The 20,423-nt window shown below is 49.1% G+C and carries 17 protein-coding genes; 7 read left to right on the forward strand and 10 right to left on the reverse strand.

From position 1 onward, the window contains the following. Positions 1-197: 197 nt before the first annotated feature. Positions 198-566, forward strand: coding sequence for a metallopeptidase family protein (locus tag K8S19_07930; protein MCD4813604.1), 369 nt, complete (start codon positions 198-200; stop codon positions 564-566). 99 nt (positions 567-665) lie between these two features. Here K8S19_07930 and K8S19_07935 read toward each other — a convergent pair whose 3' ends face one another. Both K8S19_07935 and K8S19_07940 read right to left on the reverse strand, forming a co-directional pair. After that, positions 666-1,598, reverse strand: coding sequence for a hypothetical protein (locus tag K8S19_07935; GenBank protein ID MCD4813605.1), 933 nt, complete (start codon positions 1,596-1,598; stop codon positions 666-668). Positions 1,599-1,613: 15 nt separating this feature from the next. Continuing rightward, entirely contained in the window at positions 1,614-2,915 is a 1,302-nt protein-coding gene (locus K8S19_07940; GenBank protein ID MCD4813606.1) for a hypothetical protein, read from the reverse strand. A gap of 542 nt (positions 2,916-3,457) precedes the next feature. Between K8S19_07940 and K8S19_07945 the strand changes: the two genes are divergently transcribed. From K8S19_07945 to mazG, 3 genes are all read left to right on the forward strand, one after another. Beyond that, complete coding sequence (locus tag K8S19_07945; GenBank protein ID MCD4813607.1) at positions 3,458-3,700, forward strand: hypothetical protein; 243 nt, start codon at positions 3,458-3,460, stop codon at positions 3,698-3,700. 59 nt (positions 3,701-3,759) lie between these two features. Further along, the gene (locus tag K8S19_07950) at positions 3,760-4,674 is read left to right on the forward strand and encodes a HAMP domain-containing histidine kinase (protein MCD4813608.1); all 915 of its coding nucleotides are present in this window, start codon (positions 3,760-3,762) and stop codon (positions 4,672-4,674) included. Between the two features lie 329 nt (positions 4,675-5,003). Next, entirely contained in the window at positions 5,004-5,852 is an 849-nt protein-coding gene (mazG, locus tag K8S19_07955) for a nucleoside triphosphate pyrophosphohydrolase (GenBank protein ID MCD4813609.1), read from the forward strand. Here the strand turns inward: mazG and K8S19_07960 are convergent. From K8S19_07960 to K8S19_07975, 4 genes are all read right to left on the reverse strand, one after another. Then, a complete protein-coding gene (locus tag K8S19_07960) occupies positions 5,785-6,957 on the reverse strand; it encodes an amidohydrolase family protein (protein MCD4813610.1) in 1,173 nt (390 codons plus the stop codon). The two genes, mazG and K8S19_07960, sit on opposite strands and share 68 nt — an antisense overlap. 3 nt (positions 6,958-6,960) lie before the next feature. Next, on the reverse strand, positions 6,961-7,338 hold the full coding sequence (acpS, locus tag K8S19_07965; GenBank protein MCD4813611.1) for a holo-ACP synthase: 378 nt from the start codon (positions 7,336-7,338) through the stop codon (positions 6,961-6,963). Between the two features lie 319 nt (positions 7,339-7,657). After that, positions 7,658-9,151: a response regulator gene (locus K8S19_07970; GenBank protein ID MCD4813612.1), complete on the reverse strand. Its 1,494-nt coding sequence runs from the start codon at positions 9,149-9,151 to the stop codon at positions 7,658-7,660. Positions 9,152-9,250: 99 nt separating this feature from the next. Next, positions 9,251-9,853, reverse strand: a complete 603-nt coding sequence (locus tag K8S19_07975) for a hypothetical protein (protein MCD4813613.1) — start codon at positions 9,851-9,853, stop codon at positions 9,251-9,253. Positions 9,854-10,155: 302 nt separating this feature from the next. Here K8S19_07975 and K8S19_07980 point away from each other — a divergent pair, with 302 nt between their 5' ends. Continuing rightward, the gene (locus K8S19_07980; protein MCD4813614.1) at positions 10,156-10,629 is read left to right on the forward strand and encodes a hypothetical protein; all 474 of its coding nucleotides are present in this window, start codon (positions 10,156-10,158) and stop codon (positions 10,627-10,629) included. A 16-nt stretch (positions 10,630-10,645) separates the two neighbouring features. On the opposite strand, the gene K8S19_07985 is transcribed toward K8S19_07980, so the two are convergent. Both K8S19_07985 and K8S19_07990 read right to left on the reverse strand, forming a co-directional pair. Beyond that, positions 10,646-11,146, reverse strand: a complete 501-nt coding sequence (locus K8S19_07985; GenBank protein MCD4813615.1) for a hypothetical protein — start codon at positions 11,144-11,146, stop codon at positions 10,646-10,648. 275 nt (positions 11,147-11,421) lie between these two features. Next, positions 11,422-11,634, reverse strand: a complete 213-nt coding sequence (locus K8S19_07990) for a hypothetical protein (GenBank protein ID MCD4813616.1) — start codon at positions 11,632-11,634, stop codon at positions 11,422-11,424. 274 nt (positions 11,635-11,908) lie between these two features. Here K8S19_07990 and K8S19_07995 point away from each other — a divergent pair, with 274 nt between their 5' ends. Continuing rightward, on the forward strand, positions 11,909-12,385 hold the full coding sequence (locus K8S19_07995) for a chemotaxis protein CheX (GenBank protein ID MCD4813617.1): 477 nt from the start codon (positions 11,909-11,911) through the stop codon (positions 12,383-12,385). Positions 12,386-12,428: 43 nt separating this feature from the next. On the opposite strand, the gene K8S19_08000 is transcribed toward K8S19_07995, so the two are convergent. Continuing rightward, positions 12,429-13,673: a glycosyltransferase family 4 protein gene (locus K8S19_08000; GenBank protein MCD4813618.1), complete on the reverse strand. Its 1,245-nt coding sequence runs from the start codon at positions 13,671-13,673 to the stop codon at positions 12,429-12,431. Continuing rightward, complete coding sequence (locus K8S19_08005; protein MCD4813619.1) at positions 13,645-15,990, reverse strand: glycoside hydrolase family 65 protein; 2,346 nt, start codon at positions 15,988-15,990, stop codon at positions 13,645-13,647. The genes K8S19_08000 and K8S19_08005 overlap by 29 nt, the downstream gene beginning before the upstream one ends. A gap of 658 nt (positions 15,991-16,648) precedes the next feature. Here K8S19_08005 and K8S19_08010 point away from each other — a divergent pair. Further along, positions 16,649-20,422 (forward strand): DUF3857 domain-containing protein, encoded by a 3,774-nt coding sequence (locus K8S19_08010; protein ID MCD4813620.1) that lies wholly within the window; start codon positions 16,649-16,651, stop codon positions 20,420-20,422. The last annotated feature ends 1 nt before the right edge of the window (position 20,423 follow it).

Below are 20,423 nucleotides of genomic sequence, written 5' to 3' on the forward strand. Positions count from 1 at the left end.
CCTCTCGTTTCCCGATTGCTTCAACTCCATTCTAACCTTTCCTCCTGATTGGAGGTCCGACATTATTTATACCCTTACAATACAATTTTTTATTCCCCTTTCACCTTTATTCGTGAATATCCGTGTCAATTCGTGGACCGTATTTAGTTTTTTCTTTTCTGCTTTGCTCTTTTCCCCAGACCCTTTACAATACTCTCATGACTTTTGAAACTTTTGAACAGGCTGTCGACGAGGCGGTTGAACAAATCCCGGAAAAGTTCAAACAAATCCTGGAGACCGAAGGCCTTGAGATTATTCCGCGCGACATCGTCCCGGAACGCGTGCACGAACTCTTTCCCGACCGTATTGTTTTTGGTATTTTTGCCGGAATCTCGCGCAAACACCGCAATGTTTTTAATATTCAGCTTGAGCCGACCCGTATCGAGATTTACCAGGAAAGTATCGAACAGGTTTTCGGCCCCTTGCCCACCCCTCAGGTCAAAGACCAAATCGTCAAAACCGTCATTCATGAAATCGCCCATTATTTCGGATTCAATGAGAAAGAAGTACGCGAGCGGGGGTATTAGAAATTTTATCGTGCTAGCGCAAACACGATAAAAAAGGGAGGACACCCTTGATTGGCATCCTCCCTTTTTTCAGTTCAACAGTTCACTTTATTTTCCCAATCAATACTGTAGCAATACCAATTTTCGGAACACATCCGCTTCACCATTGAACACGCCGCGATAGAAATAAATTCCACCGGCAAATTCACTGGTATCAAATGCGATCAAATTAACACCCACAGGACCATTTTGCGATAACCGTGCCACCTGCTCACCCACCGCATTGTAAACCTCAATAACAATCTCACAGGTGCCGCCGGATATATCCGCCGCTTCCACCCGGACATGAAAACGCGCATGCTGTCCACGTCGCGCCGGATTGGGATAAAAAAGCACCTTGTCCGTCACAACAAATGCCGGGGTCGCGGTTCGGGTCACTGTCAATGTCACACTCGCGGTAGGTGTGATCGTACTGGTCACACTTATTGTCAAGGTTGGCGTGGCAGTTGGCGTGATAGTGCTGGTCGCACTAATGGTCAATGTTGGTGAGGCAGTTGGCGTGGCGGTCGCTGTTGCCGAGTTCGTCAAGGTCGGGGTCGCGGTCGGCGTGGGTGTCACGGTCGGAGTCACGGTTGTACTGGCCAACGGCGTGTCTGTGGCAGTCAGCGTGATGGTCGCACTGGGCGTAGGTGTGGGTGTATCCGTGGATGTGCCTGCGACTGTCTCGGTCGCGGTTACTGTAAAACTGGGAGTGTAACTCGGCGTAGGCGAATGGGAAGGTGTGGATGTAGGCGTCACAGTTGAATTTAAAAATGCTGCATGTAAAAAACCGGCATAATTAAAATAATGCGTCGATGCACTGGTCAAATCCGCTGTCTGACCAATGGCGGAAAGATTGCTGTAGTTGGTTGAGACGGCCGAGTCACCGCCGGAATCCACCACATCATCCACACCAATATAATTGGTGGATGAATAATTGCTGTGCCCCAAAACCACCATTGGCAGTGCCAGGCCCAGAAGCATGACAATACCAAAAACCGTTGGATGTCTCATGACATGCTCCCTCATTTAAAATACCGGTGCTGTTGTGCCGTCACTGCGCTGGTTGTCCGTCCCATGCTCACCCGCTCCAGGTGCTGTCCAGGTTGGAGGATTACCGGTCCCCACTGCAACAATATCTTTGGTAATCGTACCCAGTTGAAAAATATTGCCGCTGACCTGTACGTTGGTCCCGGCTCCGGAAAGCCCGATGCCATAAGACGGCCCGGGACCGGCGATACCCGTGGTATTGTAAAGAATGGTATTCTCAAGAATCGTGCTGGTGGTCATGGCTGTGCCATTGTCCGTAATCCCGGCGGAACCCATTGTCCAGGCCGCCAGCATAAATGTCAGGTCAATCACGTTATCCTCTACCCGGCTGTTGGTCATGCCTGCTGTAATAATTCCCGTGGCAGAACCCGGCCCCATAACAAACAGGTGGTTTTCAATAACTTCGCAGTAATTGGCGCCACTCATGTCAATTGCCGGTGTTGCTTCCATTTGTTCAATCTTGACTGCGCGTACATAACAGTACATCGAACCTGCCAGCGTAATGGCCGTGGTGTTGGAATTTGGTATAATCATCAGTGATTCCAAACCCTGACGCGTACCGGTCATGTCCACAGAATTAACATTAATCAATTCCGTGGCATTCCATCCCTGACCGCGAATGGTGACATAGTTGGGAAGTGCGATTGTTCCTGCTCCGGCACCAAAGGTCCCCGCTTGTTCATTAAACTGCCCGGCTTGCACATCAATCACCCAGGGTGTGGATGCACTGGGTGCCGGCGACAAGGCACCGTAGGCCGCGCCGGTAAACGCACCCTGGCCCAGCAGCATATCAATTGCGCCGCAGACTGTGGTCGTGTCTCCGCCGTCTGCCGCCACTGTCAGGACCTGCTGATAGACGATCTTGCGCGCTGCCAGGGCATAGGACGCATTGGCCAGGGGATGACGCGGCGACATGATTTCCCAGCCGCCGCTGCCGGTATGATCCACCTGAATTTCAAGGTAATACTGCTCACGAAACGTTTCGTTCAATGCCCTCGGTGTTGGACTCCCCGAATTCCCCAGCATAACATTATAAATACCATTGGTGATGGGAACACTGCTGTGCGTCTCATTCCAGTTAAGCGCATTGCCGCCCGACACCGCATCATACAAACGAAAGCGCAGATTGCGGGTCCCATTGATCGGTGTGCCGCTCGCATCCGTTAGATACCCTTGAAAATTCATCACCTTGGGAATCTTCGTTGTCGCCGTGGCGCTGACTGTCCAGGATATTGCGAGCATCATCAGTAGTGCCGAAAGTAACAAACGTTTCATACTCATAATTTTCCTCCATTGGAAAAAATGCACTTCACACAAACAAGTATATCCCTAATTTTCCTGGTTGCAACCGAATTCCAGCGCTAAAAAAATCAGGGATTGGGACTGTCTGACCCGGTGGCCGCCTGAGCGAAATTGGCCGGCGCCTTCCCAATCTTTTTCAGCGGGGTTTCGCAATCTTTGAGTGCGTGACGTTCTGCCAGGTAGCGAGGATCATTTTCTGATACAGTCCCCTTGTGGAGATAGCCTCCCTTGCCGTTTCCTCACAAAAACAAATCGTATTTTAGCACCTAGCATCTCTATACTGCTGCTCCGTATACAGTCCGTCAATCTTTTTTAAAACCATTCTCCCCTTTTCCCCAGGGCATCTCCGATTTTCGCGAAAGCCACCGCCGCGTTCCCCGATCCATCGGCTTTGCCAAGCCTCAGAATACATGCTGTACTTACATACATATTGTTTTCATCAATAATCAAGTGGTTGGCTTTATATGCGTCATTTACAATCTCAATGAATTATTACTTCATAAAAACCGGACTCTGCCGGGATGGCGCTCGCTAACTGCATTATGGCGGAAAAAACCCCGCCAAAGCGTCCGGCTTACCTTTATGGGCGTCAAACAAATCCACCAAAAAAAGGATTGGAAAGTATTCTTTACTACAACACCTTTGCCAATGGCATCACACTAGACAAAACCTACTGTGAAAACGGTTGGATGGTCGAAACCAATCACTTGGTACTGAAGGTCAGTGCCAGGCACCTAAAACACAAATCAGCTATTGAATTTTAAATTGACTGATTGATTCTTCACATTTATAGTAAAATTATCCTGAAAGAGGTACTACACCCATGAAATGGTTTTTGTCCAACAAAATCGCCATCCTAACCAGCTGCGGATTCTTGCTGGTCATCCTTTTTCTCTGGCTTGACGAAGTTCTGGACCTGCCGGCCTTGCTTTTCGGGGCTGCGCGCACCCCTATCAACCTTACCGAAAGCATCTTCGAAACCGTAGTCGTTTTCATCCTGGCAATACTGGTCCTCAGTGCAATTTTCTTTTTGGATAAAAAAGTGGAGGATTTGAACCGGGAAAAATCAAAGATACTCAGCATTATTTCCCATGATTTGAGAAATATCTTTACCGGACTGGTCGGCAACACCCGGATTTTAAGCATGAATCCGGAACAATTGACCCCTGATGCTTCCAAGGATCTGGCTGCTTCCATCCAATCTTCATCCAAACGCATGGCAACCCTGATGAACAATCTGATCAATTGGTCCAGGTTGAATTCGGGCTTTATCGCCATCCGCCCCATTAGATTTAATTTAGCCACCGCAGTGCAAAATACTATCTTAATTTTGCACAACCAGGCCAACACCAAAAACATTTCACTTTCTCAGCATATCGAACCGCATATTACCGTGCTTGCCGACAAGGACCTCATCGATTCGGTCATCCATAACCTTCTGCACAATGCCGTCAAATTCACCCCCCGCGAGGGAAAAATCACGGTCCAGGCCCTGGAGGAGGGTGACTTTGTCAAAGTTTTTGTTTCCGATAACGGCGTCGGCCTTTCCCAACAGGAAATCACACATCTCTGTTTCCTGGAACCCGGTAATACCCGGCGCGGCACAGAAGGAGAAAAAGGCAGCGGGCTTGGTATGTACATCTGCCGAAAATTCATTCAATGCAACCGGGGAATTTTCCATGTCGAAAGCCGCTCAGGACAAGGTACCACTATCTCTTTCACCCTGCCCAGGAAATAAGGTAATTGCAGTCAAGGAGACATTGTAGAGCCCCCATTTAGCAGACGACCAGCGGAAGTCCCACACTCCAATCATCTTTCCGGTCGGGACGACCAACGGAAGTCCTAATACTCAATATGTTTCCGATTAGGGCAACCAGTGGAAAAGTCTCCCCTAAAACTCTATGCATAATGATTTTATCCGTACTCCTCTGCGTTTTTATCGTGCCTATCACTGGTCTTCATTATTTATTATTTTTGGGATTTTTTCATAAATCGTCTTGCCTTTAGGGTTTTACCGTTCTCCGGATTTGTACTATAATATCCTGATTTTCATATCAAGGAGGCTGTATGCCAGGCAAGAACAATTTTCGTCAACTGATTAAACTTATGGAGAAATTACGCGCCCCGGGCGGATGCCCCTGGGACCGCAAACAAACCCATAAAACCCTCAGGCCTTTTCTCCTGGAGGAAGCGCATGAGGTTTTGGAAGCAATTGATTCGCGCGATCCGATTCAACTCAAAGATGAGCTGGGCGATCTCCTGTTCCAGGTCATTTTTCATTCCCAACTGGCAGCTGAAGCCGGACAGTTTACAATTGATGATGTCATCCAGGGCAGCCTGGAAAAAATGACACGCCGCCATCCGCATGTATTCGGCAGCAAAAAACTGCGCACATCGGGTCAGGTACTGGAAAATTGGGAGGAAATTAAACGGCGCGAGCGTAAGGGGTCGGGAAAATCCTTGCTCGATGGTGTTCCGCATACCTTGCCGGCCCTAATCCGAGCTCACCGTGTCCAGGCCAAAGCGGCCCGGGTCGGCTTCACCTGGTCAAAAATTGATCAGGCCTTGGCCAAAGTCACCGAGGAGATCAACGAATTGGAAGAAGCGCTGATTCAAAAAAAACCGGCGCAGATCACCGAAGAAATGGGTGATGTGTTTTTCGCACTGGTTAACCTTGCACGCTTTGCCGGCACCAATCCGGAAGATGCCCTCCATCAGGCCGTAGGGAAATTCATCCAGCGATTCTCCAAGGTGGAAAATCACTCAAAAAAACAAAAAAAACAGCTCTCCGAGTATTCCCTCGATGAGCTGCTTATGCTTTGGAACAGCGCAAAGTCCACTAAAAAAGCTAAAAAGGCAGCGGTGCCTCGCCAACAGCCCGAAAAATTTCCTCGCCGCCGACAAAAACGCGTTTAATCGAATAATCCGGTCCGGCCAGCACCAAATCAACCCGGCCGCCGACGCTGATACGCCCCACACTTTTTTTGCCGATTAATTTTGCAGGAATTCGCGAAGCCATACGAATGCCGTCAAAAAAAGTGAATTCCGAAAGTTTGGCAACATTGATGACACCTTGCCACAGCGGCTGAACACCGCCCGCCAAAGTGCCGTCCGTGCGTAATGCGATGCCGTTTTCCACAACCAATTTTTCCATATTCAGCTGCTCATGCTCCCCGTCCGGTAAACCGCCAACCCAGCGGCAATCCGAGACCAGGGCGATATCGCCCACTTTGGCGCGCAAAAACATCCCCACGGTATCCATGGCCAGGTGCATACCGTCTGCAATCACCTCGGCAACCAATTTTTGTTCTGAAAGCGCCGCACCCACCAAACCGGGATCACGTTGATGAAAGGGACGCATGGCATTGCCCAGATGCGTTACATTGCCCGCACCCCAACCCACCGCTTGACGCGTCTCCTCGGCGGTAGCTGCCGAATGACCCAGTGCCACCACCACCCCGGATTTAACAAATGCCTTAATCGCGCCCTCGGCACCGGGCAGCTCCGGTGCAATCGTCACCATCTTCAACTCTCCCAGAGCCGCTTCCGCCAATTTATAAACATCCGGGGTTTTAATTCTGCGCAGAGAATCATGCGGGATGGCACCGCGCATCTCAGGATTAAGATAGGGACCTTCCAGATGCAGACCCAAAAGACGCAACGGCGCCAAATGCCGCGCCTCCTGAATAAGTTCCGCCATCCGGGTCAGTTCCTTTGTCCCTGCAAAAGAAGTACTCAGCAGCATCGCCGTGGTGCCGTTGGATGCATGATAATACGCTGCAGCTAAAATCCCTCCCAGCGTCCGTGGATCAGCCCCCCCGCCCCCGTGACAGTGGATATCCACCAGGCCGGGCACGACAATGTATCGCTGATTGCTTAAAAATATTTTACCTGAAAAACGGCTGGCGGCCGAAGATGGCAGGATACTCTCAATCCGTTTACCTGAAATAACCACCAATTTATCTTCCAACGGACGCCCTTCGGTTGCCAGGGCACGCGCACGGATAATCCATCGCTTCACGGTCTAGCCTTCCAGGACCACAGTGGCCGCTGCATAGGCACGACTGTGCGAGAGCGAGAGCCAGCTTTTTTTCACACCGGCTTGTTCACTTAATTCCGCAGCCCGGCCAAAAAGACGCAACCGCGGTTGACCGTTTTCCTCCCGAACCACTTCCACGTCGGTCCATCGAACGCCTTGTCCCCAACCGGTCCCGAGCGCTTTAAAAAACGCTTCCTTGGCGCAAAAGCGTCCGGCAAAATGCTGGGCGGCATTTTTCTTTTCCCGGCAGTAAGTCCGCTCGCCCGGTGTGAACGTTTTTTCAAGAAAACGTTCCTGGCCGCGTTCAATCGCCCGGTGGACGCTTTCGATCTCCTGAATATCCATACCCACGCCGATCACCACAATGTCGTTCCTCTCTGTTACACTCTCTGATAAAAACAATATACCACACAACTTTTGTATATTTGAGTTAAACTCCAGCGGGGATGCGCTTTTTCCGCTCTGCGAAGGCCTTCCCTATTTTTGCCCGCTTTCTCCAAATTTACGGAAAATACCGTAAATTATTACGAAACTAAGCAAACTCTTTTGTAAGCGGCGGGCTTTTCGCGAGCTGCAAAAACACATCCCCGCCGGAGTTTAAATATCGCGTTAGAGAAAATTGCAAAAGTCAAGATACCGGTTATTCCGGAAAAAAATGTGAGAAATGGCAACCCCGGCTGACTTAAATCAGAGTTTTGCGAAAAGCCTCTAAAAATAATTTCAACAGTTCAGGATCAAAGGATTTTCCCGCCTCGCGTATCATGTGTTTCATGGCCTGAGAATGATCCAATCGGGTCACCCCCGGATAATCCGAGGTTAACATATCAAACACATTGGCAATGGCAATAATGCGCGCAAACAGCGGGATCGCGTCTCGGGCCAGTCCATCGGGATAGCCCTGCCCGTCATAGCGCTCATGATGATGCCGAACCACCGCGCCGCCATGCGGCAGAAAATCAATATTGCACATAATATTCTCACCCACTTCAACATGGGTGCGCAAAATACGTTCTTCCCATTCACTCCGCTTGGACTGCTGACGCAGAATCGTTTCGGGGATGGCAATTTTTCCGATATCGTGCAGCATGGCAAGATATTCCAGACGACGCTGCTCAATCTCATTGAGTTTGAGCGACCGGGCCATCATCCGGGCATAACGGGCCGTCCGGACGGCATGGCTGTAAAGAAATGAATCCTTGGCTTCCAGTGTGGCGATAAGTGCTTTGACCGTCCCTTGGAAATATCCCTTGAGTTCATTATACAAATGGGTGTTCTCAATCGCTGCGGTCGCCATGCTGGCCATGACCGAGAGGAATTGTTGCGCACCGCCGTCTAAAAACTCATCCCCGGTTTTTTTATACAAAATGATGGCACCGAGGACCTGCGACTTCCGCATAAAAGGAACCGCCAGTAACGAACCGCTTAAAAAGCAATCAGCGAATTCCGGGTCTTTTTCCACCTCGCGAACATACAATGTCCGCCGGTTTTTATGGAGCCATTCCAGCACATAATCATCCGTGGCCGAAGGATCATCCAGACTTACCTCGCCGTCGACATAGCTGCAACGGTAAAGAAAACCACTCCGATTTGTACGGTAAATGACCAGCAGTGCGTTATCCGCACCCAGGATTTGCTGTACCATGCTGATGATGGTCGAACCGATTTTTTCAATGCCCGGCATGGCGCCGACGGTCTTGCCAATTTCATCTAAAACAGAAAATTCCAATAATTTTTTTTGGGTCTCCTGGTCCTGCCGCCGCTCCTCAATCTTCGTTTTTTGCTTATGACTGAGTTCTTCAATGGGCGGCAAAACATTTTTCACCAGAACATACTGCACCGCATCACGCACAGTCTGAACATCAAAGGGCTTCACAATCAAATCGCGCGCTCCCAAATCCAAAGCTTGCGTAACGGTCGTCTCATTGGCATACGCTGAAATCAGGATCACCGGCACCTGCGACCCCCATTGTTGTTGGATTGTCTTTAAAAGCGCCATCCCGTCCATACGCGGCATACGGATATCTGAAAGCACAAGATCATACGTTGTCTCCTGCAAATATTCCAGGGCCTCGACACCGTCCGCTGCGATATCAATCCGATGTCCGGCATCGGATAAAATCATGGACAAAGATACCTGAATACTTTTTTCGTCATCCACCACCAAGATCGCAGACACAGGTCCCCCTCCTTTTTGGGTATGGCAAACCTCTCTCTAGTCTCGACAAAATTAACAAAGCATTAATCTGTTCCCCGATGATTTCCAGCAGATTTCCCTTCAGGCGTCTTGAGTTGACTGAATGCGGGATTGAATCCGGGTAAAAAAGGCATGTGGATTTTCGGGACTGAGCAAATACTGTTTTTTCTCAAGTGTGGTTAATAATACAAAATCACCATCCGCTTTGGCCCGCCGGCGGGTCACCTGATACTCGGTTCCCTGGGTTTCTTCAAAAAAAACGATATTCACCGTACAAAATTCAATAAATTGACCCAGACGGTTGGCTGCCCGAAAACGCGAGACAACACCGGTTGCTTCTGAATTTTGGTAGTCAAGACAGGCCTGTGCCGCCGCTTCTTCCGAGACTATTGCAACATCCCGCACATGCTCCCAAACAAATACCGTTCTTTTATAGAACCGCTGGGCTGTCACACCCTGGTCAGTGACAGCATACCCGCTGCCCAGGGCGAGTACCTGGACCACCAGGTAGGCAAGCATCCCGCCAAAAAATCCTGCGATGGCCAAACCGGGATAAAAATGGTGGAACATCATCACAATTCCTCCGGCAAAAAACAGTCCCATGCCGGCAAAAAATATCCAAGTATGCTTAAACGATATACGCGCTTTAAATTGAACTGGTGCTTGCGTTTCTACGCGATTCATCTGCTCACCTCTTATGCTCAAAGCGCACACTTTTGCGGTAGATCCCGCCGCAATGGTTCGCCTGTCTAAATTTCATTATTTTAGCACATTCTTGTCCAAATAAAGTAATCCAGCCTATGCTATGATCGGTCAAAATACTTATTTTTTTAAAAAAACTTGTCCGGCGGATGCAGGACGCATCAACACTAATAATGCCACGGGTCGACTTCTGCAGCAAACTGTATCATGATTATTTTTTAAAGTTATCGGCGTGACCTGCCGTGACTGCCTCTATTGAAAGTCCACCAATGCAAGGAGTCAGTATGCAGCTTACGGCACCCTATTTCCAAGCTTGGCTGAGCGCACTAAAAAATGCCTCTTACAAATTGGTACCGGCAAAACTCGGATTGAGTGATTGCAGGGTTTCAGAAGAAAATGACCAGCCAAGCCATGACCCTTTCATCGGCGCTTTCGTCCCCTTGGCGACACACAACGGACCCCTCCTGGTGGGAATTATGACCACACCTGCCGGATATGAAAATCTGGCCAGGGCTTTTCTTAAAACAGATCCTGACCAAAACCTCACAGAAAAAGCAGCCGCAAATGCTTTCCGAAAAATCGCCGTGCTTTTGGCTGACATGTGCAAAAACACCTTGCAGGAACATGGTGCAATTACCACCCCGGGACTGCCCATCATCATCAAAGGCTGTGAACAGCTCATACAAAAAAACGCCGCCAACCAACTCGCCATGAAGTGGGGCGGAATCGACTGCGCGGTTGCGGTCTTCCGGCAATAAACATCCGCAACTATTTTTATCGTGCTTCCGGAAGAATTTCGATGAGCGTATCCTTGGTTTGCTTTTCAGCCGGGGTCTTCACATGCGGCGGGTATGGTTTTTCATTGCCAATATCAATCATAAAAATAGTGATGGCCCCTTGCCGATTTTGTTCAAGAACAAAATGGTAAACAATGGGATCAACCACTTTCTCGTGTTCAACCGTGTAATAAAGCTGTATCACCCGTCTGCCTGCGACCGGCTGATAAGCATTAAAAACCACCCGCCGAAGAGGACCGTATTTATCAAAAATCGCATCCCAGTCAGCTGAAAATTGTTCAAGACTTGAAGCGGGATTAAATTTAATCCCTGGTGACATTGCAGTGTCATACGCACGCTGATACTGGTGCTGCATAATGTTCCGAAAAAATGTATTTACTGTTCCAATCGCCTGATCCACATTGATTACAACCTGTGTTTTGGGGGCACAACTGAAAAGCAGCGCACAAAAAACACAGACGATCATAAGGGTCCTCATTTTTTTCCTCCGCCAAACAGGGTTTCCCACAAGCACCGTTTAAGGCCGCCGTCACATTTCGATACACTTTAGTACACGCGTGTCGTGTCGTACGCTGCTTGATCTTTTTAAAAGTCATTGCGAGGAGTAATTTTTACGACAAAGCAATCTGTTTTAAACGCGACGTGCTGGGAAAACCGAGATTGCGACCAACGAAAGTCCCATACGATCCCCCATCCGGTCGGGGCTTCGCTTCGCCCGCAATGACAGCAAGTGCCGGGTAAGCCCGTAGATTTTTAGCCCAATTGAATGACTTCTACTCCGCCATCTTTTTTATTCACACCAATCATAATTTCCTGGGGTTTACGCACCGCACGATAGCGGAATAAAATATTGACGTATTCATTGCTTTCAATGACACGCGCGGTCGCCTCATCGCACTCAGCATGCCATGGTTGCTGTTTAAGAAAAACTTTAGCTTTTAAAACCGCTTCATCCCGTGAAATCACTTCAACCTCGCTAAAAAATACTATAGTTAACTATTCTACACCAACCGAACGCCGGGTCATGAATATTTTTTCGGTCCGTTGGCTCATCTTATGAGTTTCGGCAGCCGGGTAAGCAAAGCTAAATACCGGCCGGTCGTATTTTCATTCCAACTTAGCTTTGCCCGCCTTACGACTGATACTTTTTCAAACCGGAAACAGGCGAAAAACCAAGGTTTGCTTGAACCGGTGCCAAAACCTATGCTATACTGAATAAAAATAAATCAAAGAGGTTCTTATGACGCAAACAGTCACTGCTCTGCAAAACTGGCTTGATGCCTTAAAAGCCGCTTTATCGGAAGTATCCAAAACCATCCTTAATCAGGAAGAGGGTTCTTTCAATCCGCGCCAAAATGATCTTCCCTGGAACAATACCATCGGCGCCTATATTCCCATCATCAGCCGGGATTATTCGCTCCAGTTAGGACTGGTCTCTACAGAAGACGGCTGCAACACCCTGGCCCGCGCACTTCTGAAAAGATCTCCGGACGAACTGCTTTGCGCTGAGGATATGGCGGATGCCATCCGCGAAGTGGTGAATATTATTTGCGGCATGAGCAAAGCCAAGATCGAAGGAGACGTCTCCAATTCCACACTGGGATTGCCGATCTTTATTGAAGGACATATCCGGCTTACCAAAGAACAGGATGTCTGCTCTGAGATGGTCATGTTCGGAAATGTGAAGTGCTATCTAATCGTGTTGCGGCAAAAATAACTCCGAAAATTTAAACGGGGCGGCCAATCGGCCGCCCCGTTTTTTATATCCCAACAGCCTTTTTCTCTGCCACTGCCTGATAATAAACACCCTCGTGATTCCGACACATAAGTGATTTTGAAAAATGGTCCGACACCAGGGCCCGGCCGTTCAAGCCCATGCGTTGACGCAGTTTATCATCCCCCAGCAACTGCTGAATCCTGGCCGCCAGGGTCTCGGAATCATGCACCGGCACCACATAGCCGCAAATCCCTTCACGAATAATCTCCGGCATCCCACCCATATTACTCACAATCATGGGCTTGGCCATGGCAATCGACTCCAACAGGGTCAAACCAAATGGTTCCGGTCCGGAAGAAGGATACACCACCACCTGACTGACGCTGTAGAGACTGGGCATCTCGGACAAATGAAAACTATCAATCAAAACGTTTTTCTTAAGCCCAAAGTATTTGATCAGATCGAGGATATAGGTGATATCCTTCTTCTGGGTCTGCTCCCAGTCAACAATATTGTTGCTTCCGGCCAGAACCAGAAGCGCATCACGAAATTTCTCCCGCACCCGGCGAAAAGCTTTGACCACCACATCGCTGCCCTTGGCCAGACCCAGCCGGGCCGGATGAAACACAATCCGCTTATTCCGCATCTGCGGAAAACGCGTCAGAATGGATTCAGGATTAATGCCGGGTTTAAAAAGATCGACATCCAGTCCGTGATGAATAACAGTTACTTTCTCTTCCAGACATCCTACGCTCAGCATCTCCCGCTTGATAAAATGACTGACCGCGATGATATGGTCCCATGCGATATCGCGGGAAAGCTTAAGAAACTGGATATCGTTCCAGGCGTTGTGTGCGGTTAAGATTAAGGGAATGCCTTTTTCCCGGCACAACCGCGAAAGCACTTGGGCATGTATAAATGTAAAGTAATGCAAATTATGCGCGTGCACAACATCCGGTTTGAACCGCGCGATAAAATTTGCCAGGGTCTTTTCGATCTCCTTTTGCAACAACTCTGCATCATGCTGCAAAAGGTAATCCAGGCTCATATACGGCGAGCGCTGAACACGCACACCAAAATAATCCTCTTCTTCCGGTGAGTCGCGCAGCGATCCGGTAAGCAGACTGATTTTATGCCCATTTTTAATCAACTCGGGCATAAGAATGGTCAGGTGGGTCTCCACCCCGCCGATAACCGGCAAAAACGCCCAATGAATCTGGGCAATCCTCAGCTTTTTTTTCCTCGTCGTCAAAGCACTGTTACTTTTTTTTCCGTTGCGTACGACCATTTTTTTTCCCTTCTCTCTTTGACGACACACTTATCACCGTCATTTTATTTGCAACGAGACTGTGGTGCCGACCGCCCAGCTTCACTTTCAATTTCCCCTTCGTGCGCTTGGCTTCCCAGCGCAATTTAATCTGAGTCCGCGCAATGCTGATCCATAAAGAATCTCCAAAAAGAGAAACGCAGAAAGAGAGCGTGCTCCATTCCGGCGGCAGATGAGGGTCTAAAACAATGATTCCCTTTTCAATCCGCAGTCCGCCAAATCCCAGAACCACGGCCTGCCAGGACCCGCCCAAACTGGCGGCATGCATACCATCCTTGGTATTGGCGTATACATCCTTTAAATCCGTCATCAGTGAAGCATGCAGGTAACGCCGGGCATGCAGCATATCATTTTGCCGGGCCGCCACCAAGGCATGGGTCGAGGGTGAGAGCGAAGATTTATGCAGCGTCCGCCGCTCATAATAATGATAATTGGCCTTAATCTCCTTTTCACTGAACCGGCCTTCCAACAGGTACAAAAGCATGATCACATCAGCCTGCTTAATATATTGTGTGGCCTCCAGTTTTTTAGACGGCATGTCCGGCAAAACCGGAATAAAATAATCATCCACCTCAGGCAAGGGCAGGTCCTTGCGCCGGAAATAACCGTCAAACGCCTCGATCATGTCCCCTTTGCGCTTAAAGGGAACATTTACCGAAATACGCCGCCAGTCCTCGGTCTCTCCGGTACGCAAGCCAATCTTGTCTGCCATTTTTTTTATAACCTGGGGCTGCTTGGCCCGAAAAATCCGGTAGAGTCCTGCGGCCATAGAAAGATTAAATGCCGCCAGACTGTTGGTATACGCATTGTTATTGACATTTTCATGAAATTCATCAGGACCGATAACATTTTTGATTTCATAACACTGACGGCGTTCGTTCCAGGATACCCGGCTGGTCCAGAAACGTGCAGTTTCAATCAACATTTCCAGCCCGTGGTTCAGCATAAACGCTTCATCATTGGTGACGATATAATATTGACATAACCCATAGGCGACATCCGCTGTGATATGGTGTTCCTGCTGGCCGGTGGATATTTTTTTTATCGTCCCATCCAAATCTTTATGCCACTCAGGGGTCACCTCTTCCCCGGTATCCGCAGACTCCCAGGGAAACATGGCCCCTTCATAACCTTGCGCAATTGCATTGCGCCGCGCCTGCTCCAGGCGATTGTACCGGTATAAAAGCAACGAACGCGCCATCTGGGGAAAATTAAACGTAAAATACGGCAAGGTAAATATTTCCGTGTCCCAAAAACTGTGCCCGCGATAACCCTCGCCGGACAATGTCTTGGCGCCAATACCGGCATCTTCCTCGCCATTGTTACCGGCAATCAACAAATGGTAAATATTAAACCGCAAAGCCCGTTCAGTATCCGGATCTCCGGTGATACCGACATCCGCCTTTTTCCAGCGGATGGCCCAAGCCTTGCTGTGGTCTTGCACCAGCGGATCAAACCCTTTTTTAGCGGCCCTGGCAACACTCTCCATCGCCTTGCGTTTGACCCGGGTGGCAGGTGTATCCTGCGAAGTATACATGCTGATATATTTGGTCAAACACAGTGTCTCGCCTTTTTTCATATTAATGGCAAACGTACGGTGCGGCTCAAAATAGGTCCGGTTGCGGTACTCAACCTGCGTAAGCGTTGCATAAGCGATAAGAATTTCTTTTTCCAGTGTCTTGACGCACAGATAATCCGTATCCCCCTGTTTATCAACTTCATAAATATTAAACGCGCGTTTGTCCCCTTCCGTGATAAAACCCGTATTAACCACCGCGCTGTTCACTTCAGAGATCACTGCGAATTCTGCCGGTCCGTCCAAAGGTGTCAAATAGATCCGCATCACCGCCAGATGTTTATCCGGCAAAGAAAAAAAACGGAGCGACTGAATCGAAAACTTTTTTTTCATGGCCGAAGAAAAAATGGTCCGGCGTGTTAAAAACGCCCGGCGCATATCCAAAATGCGGCGGTGGTCAAGCACATCCATGGTAGAGACACCTAATTTCTCACCATCCACCGAGACACGGATATCCATGGGATTCGGCGCATTGACCATCTCAGGCACCTGAGCTAACATCCGGTCGAAAACCCCGGCAAAATAAGTTCCCGGATGCGCCCCTTCCGGGGTCTCTTCCAAAACACTCCTGCTTCCCAGATAACCGTTTCCCAGCGCAAACCGGGTCTCTCTTACATTTTGAGCTTCAGTTGTCCAGCCGTTGGCATAAATCTGCCACCGGGCATCCGACATATAGGATTTAAAATAATCTTTGTCGCGCATGGTGTCTCCTTTTCTTCTTATTCAAGTGATTATTATTGCATTATTTAAAATTTTGCGTCAATTATGTTTCTTATCATTAAAATTATCCACTATCACTGAATCATTCTGGAGACTGATTTTTCCCATACACGGTGCACCTATTTTCACCCGCGCAAGAGCCGTTGATTTTTAACCGCACCTGCGCTAAGATGCCAGGCTATGGAAACAGTCATCATCCCTTCGGGCAGGAGGGGGCTGCATCTATTTAGTTGCTCCTGAAAAATACAAACTGTCGGGAATATTGAAGAAACAGTAAAAAAGACCTGTGCGTGTTGTTGAACGAATATGCTGTAGGGGTATGGCCCGGCAGACTTATTTAGCAGCTAGCGGCTCATTGCAGGCTGTTATTTTCATATCCCCGTAATATTTAAAGCCCGTTTGCAGCATAGAAGTGAAACAATGCGCACAGGTCGCAAACATGCGAAGATACAAAATTACGCTATCGCCTGGTCAAACGATTGAGCAGGCTTCATCGGGAAATGAGTTCCAATTTGACTTTTTCAGGATTAACTATTTACGCATTTCGAACCAAACCATACCGCACCTTGAAACAAAACAGGGGTCAAAAGACACATTGCCGGTTCCAGTATTCTTCTGAACTAATCCAAAGGAGTTTTTTATGAAATTATTACGTTTGAAAAGTCTCATCCTGCTCTTCACACTTCTCCTCCTTAGCCAACCACTGCTCGCCCGGACTGATTGGTCACACGGTGTGATCAATCAAGCCGAGGTCATTCAACAGGCCGCGCTCATCACACCGGCATCCTTTCCCAATGCCGACGAAGTGGTGATCGATGAATTTATACACGAGGAATACCGCACAGATGGAAGCTCTCTGCTCTGGGATGATGAATACATTAAAGTGCTCACAGAAAAGGGAAAACGCGGTCTGCAATCCCGGTCCCTGCACTTCACCTTGCCCTACGGCACTGCTGAGTATAAAAAAATCGAGATCATCAAACCGGATGGCACGCTTATTCCCATTGATCTGGCCAGGCAAAGCCGGGTGATGATTGACCCCTCTCAAATGGGGAGCAATATTTATAATCCCAATGACAAACTCTATCAGGTTACGATTCCCGGCCTGGAGATCAATGATATTTTGCACCTGCTGTCTTTTCGCGATACTGTCAAAGCCCGGGCCAAAGATACCTGGAGCAGCTATGAGGTCTTTGAATACACTTCGCCCATCCGGCACTTAATCTATGACGTCAAAGGCCCCAAATCTTTTCCGCTAAAAAATATCCGGCTGAAAGACCCGGTCCCAGGAACTGTACGCGCCACCACGGGGGAATCGGAAAACCATCTGCTGTATCGCTGGGAAATTACGGATGTACCGCGTATGTACGCAGAGCCCCAGATGCCCGCGCTGCACACCGTGGTCCAGCGGCTGTTAATCAGCACAATTAAAAACTGGCAGGAAGTCTCTGTCTGGTACTGGAATTTGAGTGAACCGCACCTCAATGCCGTCACACCTGCCATGAAAAAAAAGACCGCAGACTTAATTTCAACTGCCAAGACCCGCGATGACAAAATCCATGCCCTCTTCCAATATGTGTCCAAAGAAATTCGTTATATGGGCATTACCACGGAAAAAGAAGCCCCCGGCTATGAACCGCACGATGTCAGTTTGACTTTTGAAAACCGGTATGGCGTCTGCCGCGATAAAGCTGCGCTCTTGGTTTCCCTGCTGCGTATCGCCGGACTGGATGCCTACCCGGTGCTGATCATGGTAGGCCCGATAAAAGACAACGATGTCCCCCAGCCGTACTTCAATCATGCCATTGTCGGCGTCCGCAACCCGGACGGCACCTATATCCTGATGGACCCGACTAATGAGAACACCAAAGAACTTTTGCCTGCCTATCTTTGCAATCGCTCCTACCTGGTGGCGCATCCGCAGGGCGAGACCCTGCTGGTCTCCCCCATCATTCCGGCAGATAAAAATCTGGTGAAAATCGAGAGCAAGGGCAGGGTCACAGCACCGGGCACCTTAAAAATGAAAAGCACCCTTTTATTCGAGGGTATCAACGACAGTGCCTACCGGGGATTCTTCGCCCGGCGCAAACCCGAAGAACGCAAAAAATATTGTGAAGGTGTTGTCAAAGACGTGGTGGCAGGCGCTAAAATAACCCATCTGAAAATTTCACCTGCTGATCTTCAGGACATGTCCCAACCCTTGACCATCCATATTGCCTATGAAGCGCCCAACTACCTAATCAAAGGGCGTGAGGTTGTGATGCTGGACCCGCCCATTCTCGGTGCCCGCATCGGATATATTAATTTTGTTCTGGGGCAGACCGGATTAAAGCAACGAAAGTACGCCATGATGACCGAAATTGCCTGCGGTGTGGAAGAGACTTTCCATATTGATTTGCAGAACAGCGTCGAAAAAATTGTTTCACTCCCCGTCTACAATACCATTACAACACCCAAAACAGCCTTTACCCTGAATCTTGCCATGCAAAATACCACACTTTCCGGGAATGGTTTTTTCAAACTCAAAGGTGTCGAATATACCCCCGAAGAATACCAAACACTCAAACAGTCACTCAAGGATATTGAATTTGAATATAAAAAACGTCCGGTTTTTGCCAAAACGCCGCAGGATTCTCAACCGGATGTCCGTATTCTGGAAAAAACTACGGAAATTAAATTTTTAAATGCGGGTTCCTGGCGCACACGCATCCGTATCAAAAAAAAGATTTTGACGTATGCCGGAAAAAAAGCCCATGCTGAATTAAAATTAGCCTACAACCCGGTCTGGACCGAATTGACACTCAAAAAAGCCGTGGTCAAAGACCGCCGGGGAAAACGCCACCGGGTGGTGGCAGATGAAATCAATACAATGGATGCTGCCTGGGCCGGTGCCGCACCGCGCTACCCGGCTGCCAAAACCATGGTGGTCAGTCTGCCCGGTGTTGAAATCGGCAGTGAAATCGAGTATGAAATCGAGAGTGTCCAGCGCGGCCGCCCTTTTTTCTCTTTACAAAAAACCTTCTCCGGTTTTGATCCCATTGACAAGGAAACCTTGATCATCCAGGCACCTGCCTCGGTACCGCTGCAAATCAAAGATCTGAGCGGCAAAAACATCGCCTATCAAAAACAGGGTTCAGGCACTGTCACTCATACCTGGCAGGCACGGCATCAGACCCCGCTCAAACTCGAGGACAGCCTGCCGCCGCTTTGGAGTTTCAATCCCAATATTTTAATCTCCACCGGTGATTGGAAAACATTTACCCGCCAGGTCCAGGCAGCCTTAAACAAAGCATCTGACCGGCAGCCGGCAACCGCTGCCAAAGCCATGGCATTAACCAAAAACCTTAAAACAAATGAAGAAAAAATCATTGCCATCCGCGACTTTGTCGCCAAGCAGATCCGTCCGGCAGGACCGTCCCTTTCCCAACTGCCGCTCACTGCGATCACCCCGGCTGACCAAACCCTGGCAGAAGGCTACGGCAACAATGCAGACCAGGCCGTGGTCATCTATGCCATGCTCAAAGCGATAGAACGAAAACCCGGCTTCATCTTAGCTGCCGCCAGTGCGCATGTACCGGCATTGCGTGATCCTCTCGTTGCATTCCCTGAGTATGGTTTTTTTGACCATGTCCTGGTCAGGCTTGTGCATAACCGGCAGCCGATTTATCTCAATGATTCGAGTCAGTATGCCCATCTGGGCACCACACTTTTTGATCAGCGCCTCGGCCTCGATATGGCGGGCAACATTTTTACGATCCACGGGCTGCCGAAAACATCCGTGCGCAGCGAAGACCTGTATACCATCAAAATCAAGCCCAATGGCGATGCCCGGATCATCTGGACCAAACGCTATTTCGGACCGGATTACGCTGCATTCCACCGCCGGTTTGCCGAACTCCCGCCTGAGGAACGCAACCGCTATTTCCAGGAACTGGTGGCAGGGCTTTCCCAAAACGCCATTGCCCAAGGTAAGCTTATCACAGACTATCAAGCGCATCCGGGTGTGAGAATATTCACTGTAAATGTAAAGCGTTTTGCGGTCCGTTCCGGTAACCGACTCTATTTCAACCTTCCCCGCTCCCTGGCCTCCGTCTTCGGACTGCGCGCGGATACACGCGAGAATCCTTTTTATCATCCCACGCAGGATACGCTCCAGGTCCACTATGCCATCCAGCTGCCCGGATCAACCCGCCGGATCATGCTGCTGCCGGAAAACCTCACCCTCCAGGCACCTGATCCGCTGGGCACCATAACCTATACCTCTGATTGGGATGCCAAAAAGAAAAAACTGAACATCCTCCGCCGGATCAATCTCAAAGGTGCTGTCATCGATGCGAAACACTATGATCGCTTGCTAAAAATCCAACGCACCCTTGACCACCCGGCTACCGCGACGATCATGGTGGAACTGTAAT

The sequence above is a fragment of the bacterium genome (assembly GCA_021108215.1).
GTDB lineage: Bacteria > Oederibacteriota > JAAXVQ01 > JAAXVQ01 > JAUVAV01 > JAIORK01.